This window comes from Streptacidiphilus jeojiense (assembly GCF_000719095.1).
In the GTDB taxonomy this organism is placed as follows: Bacteria; Actinomycetota; Actinomycetes; order Streptomycetales; family Streptomycetaceae; genus Streptacidiphilus; species Streptacidiphilus jeojiensis.
The window spans coordinates 275,957-292,193 of the sequence record NZ_JOEH01000004.1 but is presented as its reverse complement, the minus strand read 5'-3'; the positions used below and the strand labels follow the sequence as shown (position 1 = coordinate 292,193).

The window sequence follows — 16,237 nt, the reverse complement described above, 5'->3', positions numbered from 1 at the left end:
GTCAGTTGTCCTCGAACTCTTCGGCGGCGGGCTCGATCTCGCGGCGCGGCAGCGGGTCGAACCGGGCGAACTCGGAGGCGGCGTCGTCGCGGACGGCCTCCTTCTCGCGCCGGCGGGTGACCGCGTCACGCGGCGACTCGAAGCGGTGGTCCTCGCCGCGGCGGCCGAGCATCTCCGCGCCGGCGGCCATGCTGGGCTCCCAGTCGAAGACCACGGCGTTGTCGGGGCTGCCGATGGCGACCGGGTCGCCCTCCTTGGCCCCGGCCTTGGCCAGCTCGACCTCGACGCCCAACCGGGCCAGCCGGTCCGCGAGGTAGCCGACGGCCTCGTCGTTGGAGAAGTCGGTCTGCCTGATCCAGCGCTCGGGCTTGCTGCCGCGCACCCGGTAGACCTGCTCCTGGGCGTCCCAGCTGACGGTGAAGCCGGCGTCGTCCACGGCGGTGGGCCGCAGCACCACCCGGGTGACCTCCTCGACCGGCTTGGCCGCGCGGGCCTCGGCGACGATCCTGGCCAGGGCGAAGCTGAGCTCGCGCAGGCCCTTGCGGGACACCGCGGAGACGTCGAACACCTCGTAGCCGCGCTCCTCCAGCGAGGCACGGGTGATGTCGGCGAGGTCCTGCCCGTCCGGGACGTCGGTCTTGTTCAGCGCGACCAGCCGGGGCCGGTCCTCCAGGCCGCCGTAGAGCGCCAGTTCGGCCTCGATGGTGTCCAGGTCGGAGAGCGGGTCGCGGTCGTTCTCCAGGGTGGCGCAGTCCAGCACGTGCACCAGCACCTCGCAGCGCTCGACGTGGCGCAGGAACTCCAGGCCGAGGCCCTTGCCCTGGCTGGCGCCGGGGATCAGCCCGGGCACGTCGGCGATGGTGTAGGTGATGTCGCCCGCGGTGACCACGCCCAGGTTGGGGACCAGGGTGGTGAAGGGGTAGTCCGCGATCTTCGGCTTGGCGGCCGAGAGCACCGAGATCAGCGAGGACTTGCCGGCGCTGGGGTAGCCCACCAGGGCCACGTCGGCGACGGACTTGAGCTCCAGGACGATGTCCAGGCTCTCGCCGGGCTCGCCGAGCAGCGCGAAGCCGGGGGCCTTGCGCCGGGAGGAGGCCAGCGCGGCGTTGCCGAGCCCGCCGCGGCCGCCGGCCGCGACCACGAAGCTGGTGCCGAAGCCGACCAGGTCGGCCAGCACGTTGCCCTTCTTGTCCAGCACCACGGTGCCGTCCGGCACGGACAGCACCAGGTCGTTGCCCTCGCCGCCGGTCCGGTGGTCACCGGCCCCGGGCTTGCCGTTGGTGGCGCTGCGGTGCGGGTGGTGGTGGTACTCGATCAGCGTGGTGACCTGGGGGTCGACCACGAGCAGCACATCGCCGCCCTTGCCGCCGCTGCCCCCGTCGGGGCCGCCCAGCGGCTTGAACTTCTCCCGGTGAACGGAGGCGCAGCCGTGGCCTCCGTTACCCGCGGCGACATTCAGCTCGACGCGGTCCACGAAGGTGGTCATGGTTGGAGCGCCTCTCGATAGGCAACAGGAATGTTCGAACGGGAAACCCGTGGTGCAAACACCGAGGGTGGACCGGAATGTTCCGATCCACCCTCAGTGTCACGTATTGCACTGGCAATCCGCGCGCCACCAACCCGCCTGCGCCCGCCAAGGCGGGTTCACGCGGGGGTTCGGGGGGTCGCCCCCCGAGGGATTGCAGCGCTCATCCAACGGCAGGCCTGGATCAGGCGACCGGGACGATGTTCACGACGCGACGGCCGCGGTGGGTACCGAACTCCACCGCACCGGCGTTCAGCGCGAACAGGGTGTCGTCGCCGCCACGGCCGACGCCGGAACCCGGGTGGAAGTGGGTGCCGCGCTGGCGGACCAGGATCTCGCCGGCGTTGACCTTCTGGCCGCCGAAACGCTTGACGCCGAGGCGCTGAGCGTTCGAGTCACGACCGTTACGAGTAGAGCTTGCGCCCTTCTTGTGAGCCATTGTCGCCTCCCCTTACTTCGCGGTGTTGATGCTGGTCACGCGGAGCGCGGTGTGGCGCTGACGGTGGCCCATGCGCTTGCGGTAACCGGTCTTGTTCTTGTACTTCTGGATGTTGATCTTCTCGCCCTTGTGGTGGTCCACAACCTCGGCGGAGACCTTCACGCCTGCCAGGACCCACGGGTCACTGGTGACCGAGTCACCGTCGACGACCAGGATCGTCGAAAGCTCAACGGTCTCGCCGACCTTGGCGTCGACCTTGTCGGACTCAAACACATCGCCGACAGCAACCTTGTGCTGCCGACCGCCGCTACGCACGATCGCGTACACCGCGAACCCACTCTCATCACTCGGTCGGAGCCCCTGATGCCAGCACTCCCCGCAGCGGAACGGCAGGGGGCCTCTTCCGGGCGCGAGGCTCGGAAGGTGGTTGCTCAGGAGCTGGGCGTGACGGTGCCGAAATGCAAAGCACGCCGAGGGTCAAGGCTACGGAACCACGGCCTGCGGGTCAAACCGCCCCAGGTGGGACAGGGTCCGCCGGGGAAAGCCGCAGCCCGCACCTGTCCCCGTTTCGGGGACAGGTGCGGGCTGCGGCTGTGCCTGCGGTGCTACTCGGCCGCCTCGGGGGCGGGAGCGTCAGCGCTCGCGGTCTTCTTGGCGGCGCGCTTGGTGGCGGTCTTCTTGGCCGCCGCCTTCTTCGCCGCGGTCTTCTTGGCCGGGGCCTTGTCGGCCGCGGCCTTCTTCGCCGCCTTCTTGGCCGGGGCCGGCTTCTCCTCGGCCGACTCGCCCTCGACCGCCGCCGTCTTCTTGGCCGCGGCCTTGCGGGGGGCACGCTTGCGCGGCGCGGGGGCGGCGGCCTCGGCCGGCGCCTCCTCGACGACGGCCTCGGTGACCGGCTCCACCAACGGCTCGGGCTCGGCGACCGGCTCGGCGACAGCCACCGGCTCCGGCGCCGCCGCGACCTCGGGCGCTGCCTCGACCGGCTCCGGCGTCCGCGCCGGGACGACCACCACGGCCGCCTCCTGCGCGGCCGGCGGTCCGGCCGGCGAGGTCGCCTTGCGGACCGCGCGGCGGCGGGTGCGCGCCGGGCGGGCCGAGGACTCGATCATGGCCTCGGCCAGTTCCTCGGCCTCGGCCTGCACCGCGGCGTCCACCGGAGCGGGCTCCACGACGACGGCCGGTTCCACCACCGCCTCGGCCACGACGACCGGCTCGGGCAGCACGATCTCCAGGTCCTCCGCCTCGGCGGTGTCCTCGGCCGTCAGGCCGTTGGAGACCAGGTCCTGGGCCAGCTCCTCCAGGGTCTCCTCGCGCACCGGCGTCTCCGCCTGGTGCGCCTGGTCCCCGCCCCGGCCGCGACGGCGGCGCTTGCTGCCACCGCTGCCGCTGCCGTGCTCGGACTGGGCGTCCTCGTCGGACTCCACCGGAGCGGCCTGCTCCAGGTGCATCGGTCCGGAGAAGCCCTTCGGCGGCGGCGGTGCCTGCTCCATGTGCACGATGACGCCGCGTCCGTTGCAGTGCACGCAGGTCTCGGAGAAGGACTCCAGCAGGCCCTGGCCGACCCGCTTGCGGGTCATCTGCACCAGGCCCAGCGAGGTGACCTCGGCCACCTGGTGCTTGGTCCGGTCCCGGCCCAGGCACTCCAGCAGCCGGCGCAGCACCAGGTCCCGGTTGGACTCCAGCACCATGTCGATGAAGTCGATCACGATGATGCCGCCGAGGTCGCGCAGCCGCAGCTGACGGACGATCTCCTCGGCCGCCTCGATGTTGTTGCGGGTGACCGTCTCCTCCAGGTTGCCGCCCTGGCCGGTGAACTTCCCGGTGTTGACGTCGACCACGACCATGGCCTCGGTCTTGTCGATCACCAGCGAGCCGCCGCTGGGCAGCCAGACCTTGCGGTCCAGCGCCTTCATCAGCTGCTCGTCGATGCGGTACGTCGCGAAGACGTCCACCTCGGAGGTCCACCGCTGGAGCCGGGGCACCAGGTCCGGGGCGACCCCGGCCACGTACTCGTGGATGGTCTTCCAGGCGGTGTCACCGGAGACGATGACCTTGGTGAAGTCCTCGTTGAAGATGTCACGGACCACCCGGACGGTCATGTCCGGCTCGCCGTAGAGCAGCGTCGGCGCGTTGCCGCTGCTGACCTTCTTCTGGATGTCCTCCCACTGCTGCTGCAGCCGCTGGACGTCGCGGGTCAGCTCGTCCTCGGAGGCGCCCTCGGCGGCGGTGCGCACGATCACGCCGGCGTCGTCGGGGACGATCTTCTTCAGGATGTTCTTCAGCCGGGCCCGCTCGGTGTCCGGCAGCTTGCGGCTGATCCCGGTCATCGAGCCCTCGGGCACGTACACCAGGTAGCGGCCGGGCAGCGAGATCTGGCTGGTCAGCCGGGCGCCCTTGTGGCCGATCGGGTCCTTGGAGACCTGCACCAGCACGGACTGGCCGGACTTCAGCACCGACTCGATCCGGCGCGGTCCGCCCTTGACGCCCAGGGCGCCGAAGTTGACCTCACCGGCGTAGAGCACCGCGTTGCGGCCCTTGCCGATGTCGATGAAGGCGGCCTCCATCGACGGCAGCACGTTCTGGACCTTGCCCAGGTACACGTTTCCGACGTAGGAGGTGGCCTGCTCCTTGTTGACGTAGTGCTCCACCAGCACGTCGTCCTCGAGGACGCCGATCTGGGTGCGCTCGCCGTTCTGACGGACCACCATGACCCGCTCGACCGCCTCGCGGCGGGCCAGGAACTCGGCCTCGGTGATGATCGGCACCCGGCGGCGGCCCTGCTCGCGGCCCTCGCGGCGGCGCTGCTTCTTCGCCTCCAGTCGGGTGGAGCCCTTGATGGACTGCACCTCGTCCGGGTCGAACGGGGCGTCGGCGCGGTCAGCGGCGCCCGCGGAGCCACGGCGGCGCGGCTCGCGGACCTTCACCACGGTGCGCTCGGGGTCGTCCCCGGGAGCTCCGCTCTCGACCTCGGCGGCGCTGTCACCACTGCGACGGCGGCGGCGCCGACGGCGGCGGCTGGACGCGGACAGCGCCTCGCCCAGGTCCTCGTCGTCGTCCTCGTCGTCGCCCTCGTGGTCCTCGTCCTGCGCCTGGGCGCCGGACTGGCCGCTGCCGCGCTCGGCGGCGGGGGCGTCGAAGTCGTCGCCGTCACCGCGACGGCGACGGCGGCCACCGCGACGGCGGCGGCGCGAGGGCCGGCCCTCGTCGTCGCCGGCGGCGGAGTCCTGGGAGTCCTGCTCCTCGGCCGACTCGGCGTCTTGATCGATGCCGTCCTGGTCGATGCCGTCCTGCTCGTCCTCGTCCAGCTCGTCGGCGTCGTCGAGGTCGGTGTCGTCCTCGTCCACGGAAGGCTGCGGGGCCTCGAAGGTGGCGGCCGGGGAGACCGCGCGGCGGCGGTTGCGGCGACGACCGGTCGGCGCGTCGAACTCGTCGACGGCGGTCTCGGTGGACTGCTCCTCGACCGGGGCCTGCACCGGAGCGGCCGGCGCGCGGCGCTCGTCGGCGCCCAGCGGGGCGCGGCCGGAGGACTGCTGGAACACGGCGGGCGCGCTCGGCGGCGGCGGCGCGGAAGCGCGGCGGCTGCCGCGGCGGGCCGGTGCCGCGGTCGCCTCGTCGACGGCGGGGGCCTCGGCCGGGGCGCTGTCCACGGCGGGCGCGGCGACCGGAGCGGTGGCCCGGCGGCGGTTGCGGCGGCGGCCGTCCTCGGGGGCCTCGGCCGGGCTCTCGGCGGCCGGCGCGGTGAACGCGGCCTGCGGCACGGCCGGACGGGCCGGCACCACGATCTCTGCGGGTTCCTGGAACACCGGGGCCTGGAAGACTGCGGTGGACGGACGGACCGCCCGGCGGCGCGAGCGCGGGGCCGCCGTCTCCTCGACGACGGGCTCCTCGGCGGCGGGGGCCACGGCGGCAGGGGCCTCCGCGACCGGCGCGGGCGCCTCGGCGGCGGGGGCCGGTGCCGGCTCCTCGACGACCGGCTCGGCCACCGCGACCGGCTCGGCCTCGGCCTTCTTGCGGGTCCGACGGGCCCGCTTCACCGGCTCTGCGGCCGGGGCCGCCTCCTCGGCGGGGGCGTCGACGGTCGCGGCCTCGGCCACGGTCTCCAGGACCGGCTCGGCCTCGGCCTTCTTGCGGGTGCGGCGGGCGCGCTTCACCGGCTCTGCGGCCGGAGCGGCCTCCTCCGCGGCGGGTGCGGCAGCGGCGGTACCGGCCGAGGCCTCGGCACCCTCGCCCTGCGGCGGTCCGGCCGGGCGGCTGGCCGCCCGGCGGCGGCGCGGTGCGGCCTTGGGGGCCGCAGCCTCCGTGCCCCCCGCTTCGCTTCGTTCGTTCTCTTCGTTCTGTTCGTTGATTTCAAGCATCCGGGCGGTTCTCCCGTTCATGCCCCCGGGCGCCGCGCATGGTGAGCGGGCGCCGCACAGGGGCTTGCGTATGTCGATCGGTGCTCCGCTGTGCGGTGCGCCGATAAGTCTTTGGTCGAGCCTGTGGCAATCAAGTGGGTTGTGTCCGGAGTCCCGGGTGGCTCCCAGGGGCCCTGGACGGGCTCCGACGACGCCGGACGGCCGACCGCCGCCGCCTACGCGGGCTGCGGCTCGGCCGCCTCGGATGGGAGGGCCGGTGCCGCGCCGCGGTCGGGCGCGAACGGGTCGGTCACCGTGCCGGACTCCTCGTCTAGCGGCCCCTGCGCCAGCCTGGTCACCCCAGCGGGGACCGGCAGCGCCAGGTCGGCCGTCACACGGAGACCGGACAGGACGTCATCGGGTCGCACGGCGGGTGTTGCGTGCCGAACAACCAGCCGAAGTATCGCACAGGCACGGCCTGCGGCGATATCGGTACTACTTTCAGGTAGGCCGGTCGCACCAGCGACGACCTGCGATTCGACCACCTGGAGGGCCACCACGGCGCCGCGCGCGTCGAAGCTGCGGATGCCGTTCTTGGTCTGCCGCTGCACCTCGACGCTCTCGGCGGCGAGGAACGCCGCCACAGCCGCCGCAGCCGCCTCCGGGGCCACTCCGTCCAGCCGCAGCTCCCAGACCGACGCCTCGAGGCGCTCCACGAAGTTCGGGGTGCGCACCTCGACCGCGTCGATCACGTCGAGCCCGGTCGGCAGCGACTCGTCCAGTTGCGCCCGCAGCTGCTCCGGGTCGCGCGGCGCGCTCAGCGCCAGCTCGACGTACTCGGCCTCGCTGGCGGAGCCGGTGGGCGCCGCGTTGGCGAAGCTGATCCTGGGGTGCGGCGAGAAGCCCGCCGAGTACGCCATCGGCACGGCCGAGCGGCGCAGTGCGCGCTCAAGGGCCCGCTGGAAGTCGCGGTGGCTGGTGAATCGCAGACGGCCGCGCTTGGTGTAGCGCAGTCGGATGCGCTGCACCACCGGTGCGGGCGGCGGACCGTCGGGCGTACGGCGTGCCAGTGCGCTCAGTCCTCAGGTAGTAGGGGTGTGTCCGGACCAGTCCAAGGGTACGCGGACCGGACATCAAGCTCTGACGGCCGAGGGAAGCCCACCCACTGACCTGCTGTTGATGTCCATTCAACATGTCCCGGCCCGCGGATATTCCGGGAACCGGTCGTCGCCATGCCGGTGTCTCAGACGACACCGAACAGGCACACTGTGCCCATCACGGTACCTTCACCAAAGGACGATCGACGGATGATAACGCTCACCAAGGAAGACGGCCCCGCGGACCTGGACGGGGTGACCCACCTCTCCATCGGCGCCTCCTGGGACGCCACCGCCGGGAGCAGCGGCAAGCTGGCCGGCATGGTCCGCCGCAAGGTCGGCACCGACCTGGACCTGATCGGCATCGCCATGCAGGGCGCGGACCCGGTCCGACTGGCCGGCCTGGACTCGCTGGACCCGCTGGGGAACGGCTCCTTGGTCCACAGCGGCGACAACCAGACCGGGCACGGTGACGGTGACGACGAGGTGCTGACGGTGGACTTCGCCAAGGTCCCCGGCAACATCACGGCCATCGTGTTCGTCGCGGCCGCCTTCAAGAAGGGCAGTTCCTTCCAGAAGGCGCGCAACATCAGCTTCAAGGTCTACGACGCCACCGGCGGCAGCTCCCAGCAGGTCGCCGACATCTGGCCGAGCCTGCTCAGCACGGACAACGGCTGCGCGGTGGCCAAGGCCATGCGGGTCGGCAACGGCTGGAAGCTCCAGGTGGTCAACGAGACCGGCAAGATCAAGCAGGGCGACGAGCAGTCCCTGATGCGCTTCGCCATCAGCAAGTGAGCGGGTAGCGGGCGGACCGCGGTCCTGCGGCCCGGGTGGGCCGCAGGACCGGTCGGTCAGTGGTTGTGCGCGGCGCCGCCGGCGGCCGGCTGCTTGACCGTCAGCGGGAGCAGCTTGACCCCGGTCGGGCCGATCTGGATCTGGGTGTCCATCTGCGGGCACACGCCGCAGTCGAAGCAGGGGGTCCAGCGGCAGTCGTCCACCTCGACCTCCTCCAGCGAGTCCTGCCAGTCCTCCCAGAGCCAGTCCTTGTCCAGGCCGGAGTCCAGGTGGTCCCAGGGCAGGACCTCCTCGTACTGGCGCTCGCGGGTGGTGTACCAGGCGACGTCCACGCCGGTGCCGGCGAAGCCCTTCTCGGCGGCGCGCATCCAGCGGTCGTAGGAGAAGTACTCGCGCCAGCCGTCGAAGCGGCCGCCGTCCTCGTAGACCGCGCGGATCACCGCGCCCACCCGGCGGTCGCCGCGCGAGAGCAGGCCCTCGACGATGCCAGGCTTGCCGTCGTGGTAGCGGTAGCCGATGTTGCGGCCGTACTTCCGGTCGTTGCGGATGGCGTCGCGCAGCTTCAGCAGCCGGGCGTCGGTCTCCTCGACGCCGAGCTGCGGCGCCCACTGGAACGGGGTGTGCGGCTTGGGCACGAAACCGCCGATGGAGACGGTGCAGCGGATGTCGTTCTGCCCGGTGACCTCGCGGCCCTTGGCGATGACGTTCTTCGCCATCTCGGCGATCTGCAGCACGTCCTCGTCGGTCTCGGTGGGCAGGCCGGCCATGAAGTAGAGCTTCACCTGGCGCCAGCCGTTGCCGTAGGCGGCCGCCACGGTGCGGATGAGGTCCTCCTCGGACACCATCTTGTTGATCACCTTGCGGATCCGCTCGCTGCCGCCCTCGGGGGCGAAGGTCAGCCCGGATCGGCGACCGTTCCTGGTCAGTTCGTTGGCCAGGTCGATGTTGAAGGCGTCGACCCGGGTGGACGGCAGGGACAGGCCGACCTTGTCCTCCTCGTAGCGGTCGGCGAGCCCCTTGGCGATGTCCGCGATCTCGGTGTGGTCGGCCGAGGACAGCGACAGCAGGCCCACCTCCTCGAACCCGGTCGCCTTGAGGCCGCGGTCGACCATCTCGCCGATGCCGGTGATGCTTCGCTCCCGCACGGGGCGCGTGATCATGCCGGCCTGGCAGAAACGGCAGCCGCGGGTGCAGCCGCGGAAGATCTCCACGGACATCCGCTCGTGGACCGTCTCCGCAAGCGGAACCAGAGGCTGCTTGGGGTAGGGCCACTCGTCCAAGTCCATCACAGTGTGCTTGGACACCCGCCACGGCACGCCGGAGATGGTGGGGACGACCCGGCCGATCCGGCCGTCCGGCAGGTACTCCACGTCGTAGAACCGGGGGACGTAGAAGCCGCCGGTCCTGGCCAGCCGGAACAGCACTTCGTCGCGGGGGCTGCGGCCGTCCAGGCCGGGGCGGCCCTCGGCCTTCCAGGCCCGGATGATCTCGGTCATGTCCAGCACGGCCTGCTCGCCGTCGCCGACCACGGCCGCGTCCAGGAAGTCCGCGATGGGCTCCGGGTTGAACGCGGCGTGCCCGCCGGCCAGCACGATCGGGTCGTCGACGGTCCGGTCCTTCGACTCCAGCGGGATGCCCGCCAGGTCCAGCGCGGTGAGCATGTTGGTGTAGCCGAGCTCGGTGGAGAAGCTCAGGCCGAACACGTCGAACGCCTTGACCGGGCGGTGCGCGTCCACGGTGAACTGGGGGACCTGCTGCTCGCGCATCAGCTTCTCCAGGTCCGGCCAGACGCTGTAGGTGCGCTCGGCGAGCACGCCCTCGCGCTCGTTCAGCACCTCGTAAAGGATCATGACGCCCTGGTTGGGCAGCCCGACCTCGTAGGCGTCCGGGTACATCAGGGCCCAGCGCACATCGCACGCGTCCCAGTCCTTCACGGTGGAGTTCAGCTCGCCACCGACGTACTGGATCGGCTTCTGGACGTGCGGGAGGAGTGCCTCCAGGCGCGGGAAGACCGACTCGACAGGCATAGAGGGGGACTTTCGTGACGACGGCAGGGCGGACCCTTCAGGATAACGCGGAGGTGGAGGAAGTCCGGACCGGAAGCAGCCGCCGCAGCAGCGGGGAGGGCTCCAGGCCCAGCTCGGACCAGAGCAGCCGGCGGTAGGACTGGTAGTGGCGCAGTGCCTCGGAGGCGTTGCCCTCGCTCAGGTGCACCTCGATGACGGCCCGGTGGGCGCTCTCCCGCAGGGGCTCCATGGCAACCGCGCCCATGGCCATCTCCAGCGCGCCGGCGCAGTCGCCGTGCTCCAGCAGTGCGGCGGCCAGCCGGTCCAGGGCGTGCAGGCAGTGCTGGCGCAGCTGCTCCTGCTTGGGCAGCACCCAGTCGTCGTACCAGTCCGGCAGCAGGTCGCCGCCGGTGAGGTAGGCGGGTTCGGGGCGGGGCGGGTCCGGCGGGCGCAGCAGCAGGGCGTTGAGCTCGGAGAGGTCGAGCCGGATCCGGGCCAGGTCGAGCATCACCAGGTCGTCGCGGAGCAGCAGCAGCGGGTCCAGGCAGCGTCTGATCCGCCACAGGGTGGACCGGAGGCAGGCGTGCGCCTGGGCCTCGGGCGCTTCCGGCCACAGCGCGCCGACCAGCTGGAGCCGGGTGCAGGGTCCGTGCAGTGCGGTGTAGGCGACGACCCTGCGGCCGGCCTCCGGGAGCGCGACCGGGCTTCCGTCCGAGGTCAGCCGCCAGCCGCCGAGCAGTGAGAGTTCGATCATCGCGACCTCCGTCCGCTCCGTGCCTGGGATCGTTCGGCACTGTGCACTCTTGACGCGGCTCGGGGTTGTGTCAACGCCTCCGGAGCGGGCCCGGTGCGCGAGCGGTGACGGACAGGTGACGCGACAGGCCGTAGGCAGGGGCGTGACAGCCGATTGATTCCCTCAGGAGGACCCATGTCCGTCGCCCATGACCGTGTGGCACTGATCGGCAGCGAACGGAAGATGTCGAAGGGGCAGAGCCTCATCGGGTCTGCCGACTCCCACGAGAAGCTGACGGTGACCGTGCAGGTCCGCCGCCACCCCAACGCCGCCGCCGCACCCGACCTGGCGGAGCTGGGCCGGCAGCGCCCGAGCCGGCGCGCCCCGGTGGACCGCAAGTCCGTACTGGCGGCGCTCGGCGCCGACCCCAAGGACCTCGACCAGGTCAAGCAGTTCGCGCAGCAGTTCAAGCTCAAGGCGGAGCAGGCCGACCCGGCGCAGCGGACGATCCGCCTCACCGGCACGGTGGAGCAGTTCAACCAGGCCTTCGGGGTGCAGTTGAAGCAGTACCGCGAGGGAGACCGGACCTTCCGCAGCCGTCAGGGCAGCGTCCATGTGCCCCGGCACCTGCAGGGCGTGATCGAGCGGGTGTCCGGGCTGACCAACCGTCCGCTGGCGCAGCCGCACCACAAGCTGATCCCCCGGTCGCCGTCCGGCGTCACCGCCCAGCAGGTCGCCCAGTTGTACGACTTCCCGCAGGGGGTGGACTGCTCGGGCCAGACCATCGCGCTGATCGAACTCGGCGGCGGCTACAGCCAGCAGGACCTGGACACCTACTTCAACAACGCGGGGATCCCCTCGCCGAACGTGATGTCGATCGGGGTGGACGGCGCCTCCAACTCCTACGGCGACCCCAGCGGTGCGGACGGCGAGGTGGAGCTGGACATCGAGATCGCCGCGTCGATCGCCCAGGCCGCGACCATCGCGGTCTACTTCGCGCCCAACAGCGAGCAGGGCTTCATCGACGCCGTGCTGGCCGCGGCGACCAGCACCCAGCACCCGGCCACCTGCATCTCCATCAGCTGGGGTGCGCCGGAGGACGCCGGCTGGACGGCGGCCGGGCGGAGCGGGATGGACTTCGCCTGCTTCGTCGCGGCGGCCCTGGGCATCACCGTGCTCGCCGCCTCCGGCGACAACGGCAGCAACGACGGGGTCTACGACGGGATGGCGCACTGCGACTTCCCGTCCTCCGACCCGTACGTGCTGGCCTGCGGCGGCACCTCGCTGCAGCTCGACAACAAGGGCATGCTGCGGAACGAGGTGGTCTGGAACAACGGCAACGGCTGGGCCACCGGCGGCGGGATCAGCAACGAGTTCCTGATCCTGCCCTGGCAGACCGCCGACGAGGTCCCGCTCCAGGTCGACACCGGACAGCAGGGCCGCGGGGTCCCGGACGTCGCCGGCAACGCCGACCCGATGCGCAGCCCGTACGAGGTCGTGGTGGACGGCGCCTGGATGTCGGTGGGCGGCACCAGCGCGGTGGCGCCGCTGTACGCGGGGCTGTTCGCGGTGATCGCGGCCAGCAGCGGGACCATGCCGGGCTTCATCGGCCCGTACCTGTACCAGCTGGCCTCGCAGCCGAACCTGTACTTCGACGTGGACAGCGGCAGCAACGCGGTCCAGCCGGCGCCGGGCTACTCGGCCGGCAAGGGCTGGGACGCCTGCTCCGGCATCGGCCGGATCAACGGGAACCTGTTGCTGCAGCAGATCTGACCCGGCGGGTCCGGGCCGTCCCGGCACCTGGAAGGGCTTCAGGTGCCGGGGCGGTCATGACGTTATGGTGCGGTGCATCTTCACCGACTGCAGCAGCCCGATGCCCACCCAGATGGCGAACATCGAGGAGCCGCCGTAGCTGACGAAGGGCAGCGGGATACCGGCCACCGGCATGATGCCCAGGGTCATCCCGATGTTCTCGAAGCCCTGGAAGCCGAACCAGGCGACCACCCCGGCGGCGACCACGGTGCTGTAGAGGTCGTTGGCCTGCCGGGCGATCCGGCAGGCCCGCCAGAGCACCACGCCGAGCAGCAGGATGATCAGCCCGGCGCCGAGGAAGCCGAGTTCCTCGCCGGCGACGGTGAAGACGAAGTCGGTCTGCTGCTCCGGCACGAACTGCCCGGTGGTCTGGGTGCCGTGGAACAGGCCCTTGCCGAGCAGGCCGCCGGAGCCGATGGCGATCCTGGCCTGGGCGGTGTTGTAGCCCACGCCGGAGGGGTCCAGGCCCGGGTCGGCGAAGGCCGCGAAGCGGGCGATCTGGTACTGCTTCAGCACGTGCAGCTGGACGATGGCGAAGGCGCCCGCGCCGCCGACCACGATCAGGCCGAACAGCCAGCGCTTGGGGGCCCCGGAGGCCAGCAGCACGCCCAGGATGATCACCACCATCACCATGGTGGAGCCCAGGTCGGGCATCAGCAGGATGATCCCGATCGGGACCGCCGCCAGCGCCAGCGCCTGGACGATGGAGCGGCTGTCGGGGAAGGCCCGCTCCCCCGCGTCCACCCGGGCGGACAGCAGGGTGGCCATGCCCAGGATGATCGCGATCTTGCAGAACTCGGAGGGCTGCACCGAGAAGCCGCCGCCCAGCACGATCCAGGAGTGCGCGCCGTTGACGGTGGAGCCCAGCGGGCTGAGCACGGCCAGCACGCCGAGCACGGCCAGCCCGTAGACCACCGGTGCGATGGTGCGCAGCCGCTGGTGGCCCAGCAGCACCACCCCGACGCACAGGCCCAGACCGATGGCCATGTTCATCAGATGGCGGATCAGGAAGTACTGCGGGTCGCCGTGGTTGATCTCGGTGCGGCTGCGGGTCGCCGACCACACCAGCAGGGCGCCGATGCCGGACAGCGCCAGGGCGGCGATGGCCAGGATCCAGTCCATCCGCCGCAGCGGGGACTCCCGGGACACCAGCCTGCTCAGCGTGGAGCGGCTGGGCGCGTAGCGGGGCGCGCGGTAGCCGGCGCCCGCCCCGGCGCTCCAGTTCCCCGAGGCGGTCATGCCAGCACCCTCCGCTCCGGGCTCAGCGCGAAGGCGGCCAGCGGGCCGCCGGTCCCCGGCAGCGGGGTGGTCGGCGCCAACGGGGCTCCGGCGGCGCTGAGGGTGTAGGCGGTCTGCTGGGCCTGGGTGACGCTGCCGTCCGGGTGGAAGGTCGGCAGGTTCTGCTGCGGGACCGGCAGCAGCGCCTTCTTGGGGTCGATGCTGTTGTCCTTCTGGATGCCGTACAGCGCGTTGTAGATGTTGCGCACGGCCGGACCGGCGCCGCCGGACCCGGTACCACCCTGGGAGATGGTCATGACGACGGCGTAGTCCTTGGTGTAGGTGTCGAACCAGGACGTGGTCTGCTTGCCGACGACCTCCGCGGTACCGGTCTTGGCGTGCAGGGCGATCTTGTCCTGCGGCCAGCCCTGGAACTTCCAGGCCGCGGTACCCGAGGTGATGACGTTGGCGGTGGCCTGGTCGATGTACTGGATGGTCCGCTGACTGTCCGGCAGCTTGCCCTGGACCACCGGCTTGAGGTTCTGGACCACCTTGCCGGTCGGCGAGACCACGGCCTTGGCGATCTGCGGCTGGTACAGCGTCCCGCCGTTGGCCAGCGCCGAGTAGACCCGGGCCATCTGGATCGGGGTGACCAGGGTGTCGCCCTGGCCGATCGCGTAGTTGACCTCGTCACCGGCGCGCAGGGTGGCGAAGTCGGTGCAGTCCTCCTTGGCGATCTCGGTCGCGTAGTCGTTCTTGCCGCTCTGCGCCTGCTTGCACCAGGTGTCCTTCATGGCGTCGTAGTACGCCTGGTGCCAGGCCCGGTCCGGGACCCGTCCGGACGCCTCGCTGGGGAGGTCGATGCCGGTCTTGGCGCCGAGGCCGAACTGGTGCGCCGCCTTGTAGAGCCAGTCGGCGGGGGCCTTCGGCTTGGTGCCGCCGTCCTTGAGCCACTGGCTGTAGGCGATGTTGTAGAAGACGGTGTCGCAGGACACCTCCAGGGCCTTCGACAGGTTGATGGCGCCGAAGTTCTCCCCCTCGAAGTTCTTGAACACCCGTCCGCCGATGGTCATCGAGGAGGTGCAGGGGAAGGTGTCGTCGTAGCTGTAGCCCGCGTTGATCGCGCCCGAGGTGGTGACCACCTTGAACGTCGAGCCCGGTGCGCTCTGACCCTGTATGGCCCGGTTCAGCAGCGGGAAGTCGGAGGAGGTGCTGGTCAGCGCCTTGTAGTCCTTGGCGGAGATCCCGCCGCTCCAGATGTTGGGGTCGAACGTCGGCGCGCTGGCCATGGCGACCACCCGGCCGGTGTGCACGTCCATCACCACGACCGCGCCGGAGTCGGCCTTGAAGTTCTCGTGGGTGACCGGGTCGTAGGTCTTGCGGAGCGTCACCAGCGCCTGCTGCAGCTGCTGCTCGGCGATGCTCTGGATCCGGGCGTCGATGCTGGTCACCACGGAGTCGCCGGGCTGGGCCGCGGTGCCGCCGGCGGTGCCCTGGACCCGGCCCAGGTTGTCGACCTCCAGGTCGGTGGTGCCGGGCTTGCCGCGCAGCGCGCTGTCGTAGACCGACTCCAGTCCCGAACGGCCGATCTGGTCCGAGGCGGCGTAGGCGGACTTGCCGTCGGCGCCGGTCGCGGCGGTGATCTCGTCCTGGGTGACCGGCGAGAGGTAGCCGAGGACCTGGGCCGCGTTGGCGCCGCTGGGCGCCGGGTAGGTGCGCACCGCGGTGGGGTCGGCGGTGACCCCGGGGAAGTCCTCGCGGCGCTCCATGATCTGCATGGCCTGCTGGGTGGTGGCCTTGTCGGTGACCGGGATCGGCTGGTACGGAGAACCGTTCCAGCAGGGCTGCGGGGTCTTCGCGTCGCAGAGCCTGACCTTGTCGTGGACCTCGGTGGGCGTCATGCCCAGCACCTGGGCCAGCCGGTCCAGCACCGCCTTTCCGCCGTCCTTCTGCTGCAGCAGCGAGGTCCGGCTGACCGAGACCACCAGCTGGGTCTCGTTGTCGGCCAGCGGCTTGCCGTTGGCGTCCAGGATCTCGCCGCGCACCGCCGGCACCAGCACCGTGCGGATGTGGTTGGACGAGGCCTGGTCCTGGTACTCCTGCCCGTTGCGGATCTGCAGGTACCAGAGCCGCCCGCCCAGGGTCGCCAGCAGCGACAGCACGAGGACCTGGAGGATCAGCAGGCGTCCGGTGACCCGGCCGGTGCGGCCGGTCTGCGGGATGTTGGTCATGGGTGTCGCTTCCCGCCCCTGGGGGTCGTTGCGCGGTGGCTGAATGCTGT

11 protein-coding genes are annotated in these 16,237 nt (G+C 71.3%); 2 read left to right on the top strand and 9 right to left on the bottom strand.

The genetic code is table 11. From position 1 onward, the window contains the following. Nucleotide 1 precedes the first annotated feature (1 nt). The 5 genes from obgE to IF29_RS0106155 form a co-directional block, all read right to left on the bottom strand. A complete protein-coding gene (obgE, locus tag IF29_RS0106175; protein ID WP_030250670.1) occupies nt 2-1,486 on the bottom strand; it encodes a GTPase ObgE in 1,485 nt (494 codons plus the stop codon). Nucleotides 1,487-1,709: 223 nt separating this feature from the next. After that, nucleotides 1,710-1,964 carry a 50S ribosomal protein L27 gene (gene rpmA, locus IF29_RS0106170; protein WP_030250668.1) on the bottom strand — a complete coding sequence of 85 codons (255 nt, stop codon included), beginning with the start codon at nt 1,962-1,964 and terminating at the stop codon, nt 1,710-1,712. Nucleotides 1,965-1,976: 12 nt separating this feature from the next. Next, on the bottom strand, nt 1,977-2,291 hold the full coding sequence (gene rplU / locus IF29_RS0106165; protein ID WP_030250665.1) for a 50S ribosomal protein L21: 315 nt from the start codon (nt 2,289-2,291) through the stop codon (nt 1,977-1,979). A gap of 278 nt (nt 2,292-2,569) precedes the next feature. Further along, nucleotides 2,570-6,316 (bottom strand): Rne/Rng family ribonuclease, encoded by a 3,747-nt coding sequence (locus IF29_RS0106160; RefSeq protein WP_030250662.1) that lies wholly within the window; start codon nt 6,314-6,316, stop codon nt 2,570-2,572. 215 nt (nt 6,317-6,531) lie between these two features. Beyond that, nucleotides 6,532-7,323 carry a TIGR03936 family radical SAM-associated protein gene (locus IF29_RS0106155; RefSeq protein WP_030250660.1) on the bottom strand — a complete coding sequence of 264 codons (792 nt, stop codon included), beginning with the start codon at nt 7,321-7,323 and terminating at the stop codon, nt 6,532-6,534. Between the two features lie 279 nt (nt 7,324-7,602). Here IF29_RS0106155 and IF29_RS0106150 point away from each other — a divergent pair, with 279 nt between their 5' ends. After that, nucleotides 7,603-8,187 carry a TerD family protein gene (locus IF29_RS0106150; protein ID WP_030250657.1) on the top strand — a complete coding sequence of 195 codons (585 nt, stop codon included), beginning with the start codon at nt 7,603-7,605 and terminating at the stop codon, nt 8,185-8,187. A 56-nt stretch (nt 8,188-8,243) separates the two neighbouring features. Here IF29_RS0106150 and IF29_RS0106145 read toward each other — a convergent pair whose 3' ends face one another. After that, a complete protein-coding gene (locus IF29_RS0106145; protein WP_030250655.1) occupies nt 8,244-10,214 on the bottom strand; it encodes a TIGR03960 family B12-binding radical SAM protein in 1,971 nt (656 codons plus the stop codon). Between the two features lie 37 nt (nt 10,215-10,251). Further along, nucleotides 10,252-10,947 (bottom strand): AfsR/SARP family transcriptional regulator, encoded by a 696-nt coding sequence (locus IF29_RS0106140; protein WP_037594422.1) that lies wholly within the window; start codon nt 10,945-10,947, stop codon nt 10,252-10,254. A 174-nt stretch (nt 10,948-11,121) separates the two neighbouring features. Here IF29_RS0106140 and IF29_RS0106135 point away from each other — a divergent pair, with 174 nt between their 5' ends. Further along, a complete protein-coding gene (locus IF29_RS0106135) occupies nt 11,122-12,699 on the top strand; it encodes a S53 family peptidase (protein WP_030250649.1) in 1,578 nt (525 codons plus the stop codon). A 54-nt stretch (nt 12,700-12,753) separates the two neighbouring features. Here the strand turns inward: IF29_RS0106135 and rodA are convergent, their stop codons facing one another. Both rodA and mrdA read right to left on the bottom strand, forming a co-directional pair. After that, nucleotides 12,754-13,977, bottom strand: coding sequence for a rod shape-determining protein RodA (rodA, locus tag IF29_RS0106130; RefSeq protein WP_030250647.1), 1,224 nt, complete (start codon nt 13,975-13,977; stop codon nt 12,754-12,756). Then, nucleotides 13,974-16,187 carry a penicillin-binding protein 2 gene (gene mrdA, locus IF29_RS0106125; protein WP_063757440.1) on the bottom strand — a complete coding sequence of 738 codons (2,214 nt, stop codon included), beginning with the start codon at nt 16,185-16,187 and terminating at the stop codon, nt 13,974-13,976. The genes rodA and mrdA overlap by 4 nt, the downstream gene beginning before the upstream one ends. Between the last annotated feature and the right edge of the window lie 50 nt (nt 16,188-16,237).

Excerpts from the sequence above, each read along its gene's own strand:
- rpmA (WP_030250668.1), bottom strand. The coding sequence starts at position 1,964 with ATGGCTCACAAGAAGGGCGCAAGCTCTACTCGTAACGGTCGTGACTCG.
- IF29_RS0106150 (WP_030250657.1), top strand. The coding sequence starts at position 7,603 with ATGATAACGCTCACCAAGGAAGACGGCCCCGCGGACCTGGACGGGGTG.
- IF29_RS0106135 (WP_030250649.1), top strand. The coding sequence starts at position 11,122 with ATGTCCGTCGCCCATGACCGTGTGGCACTGATCGGCAGCGAACGGAAG.
- IF29_RS0106140 (WP_037594422.1), bottom strand. The coding sequence starts at position 10,947 with ATGATCGAACTCTCACTGCTCGGCGGCTGGCGGCTGACCTCGGACGGA.
- mrdA (WP_063757440.1), bottom strand. The coding sequence starts at position 16,187 with ATGACCAACATCCCGCAGACCGGCCGCACCGGCCGGGTCACCGGACGC.
- rodA (WP_030250647.1), bottom strand. The coding sequence starts at position 13,977 with ATGACCGCCTCGGGGAACTGGAGCGCCGGGGCGGGCGCCGGCTACCGC.
- IF29_RS0106160 (WP_030250662.1), bottom strand. The coding sequence starts at position 6,316 with ATGCTTGAAATCAACGAACAGAACGAAGAGAACGAACGAAGCGAAGCG.
- IF29_RS0106145 (WP_030250655.1), bottom strand. The coding sequence starts at position 10,214 with ATGCCTGTCGAGTCGGTCTTCCCGCGCCTGGAGGCACTCCTCCCGCAC.
- obgE (WP_030250670.1), bottom strand. The coding sequence starts at position 1,486 with ATGACCACCTTCGTGGACCGCGTCGAGCTGAATGTCGCCGCGGGTAAC.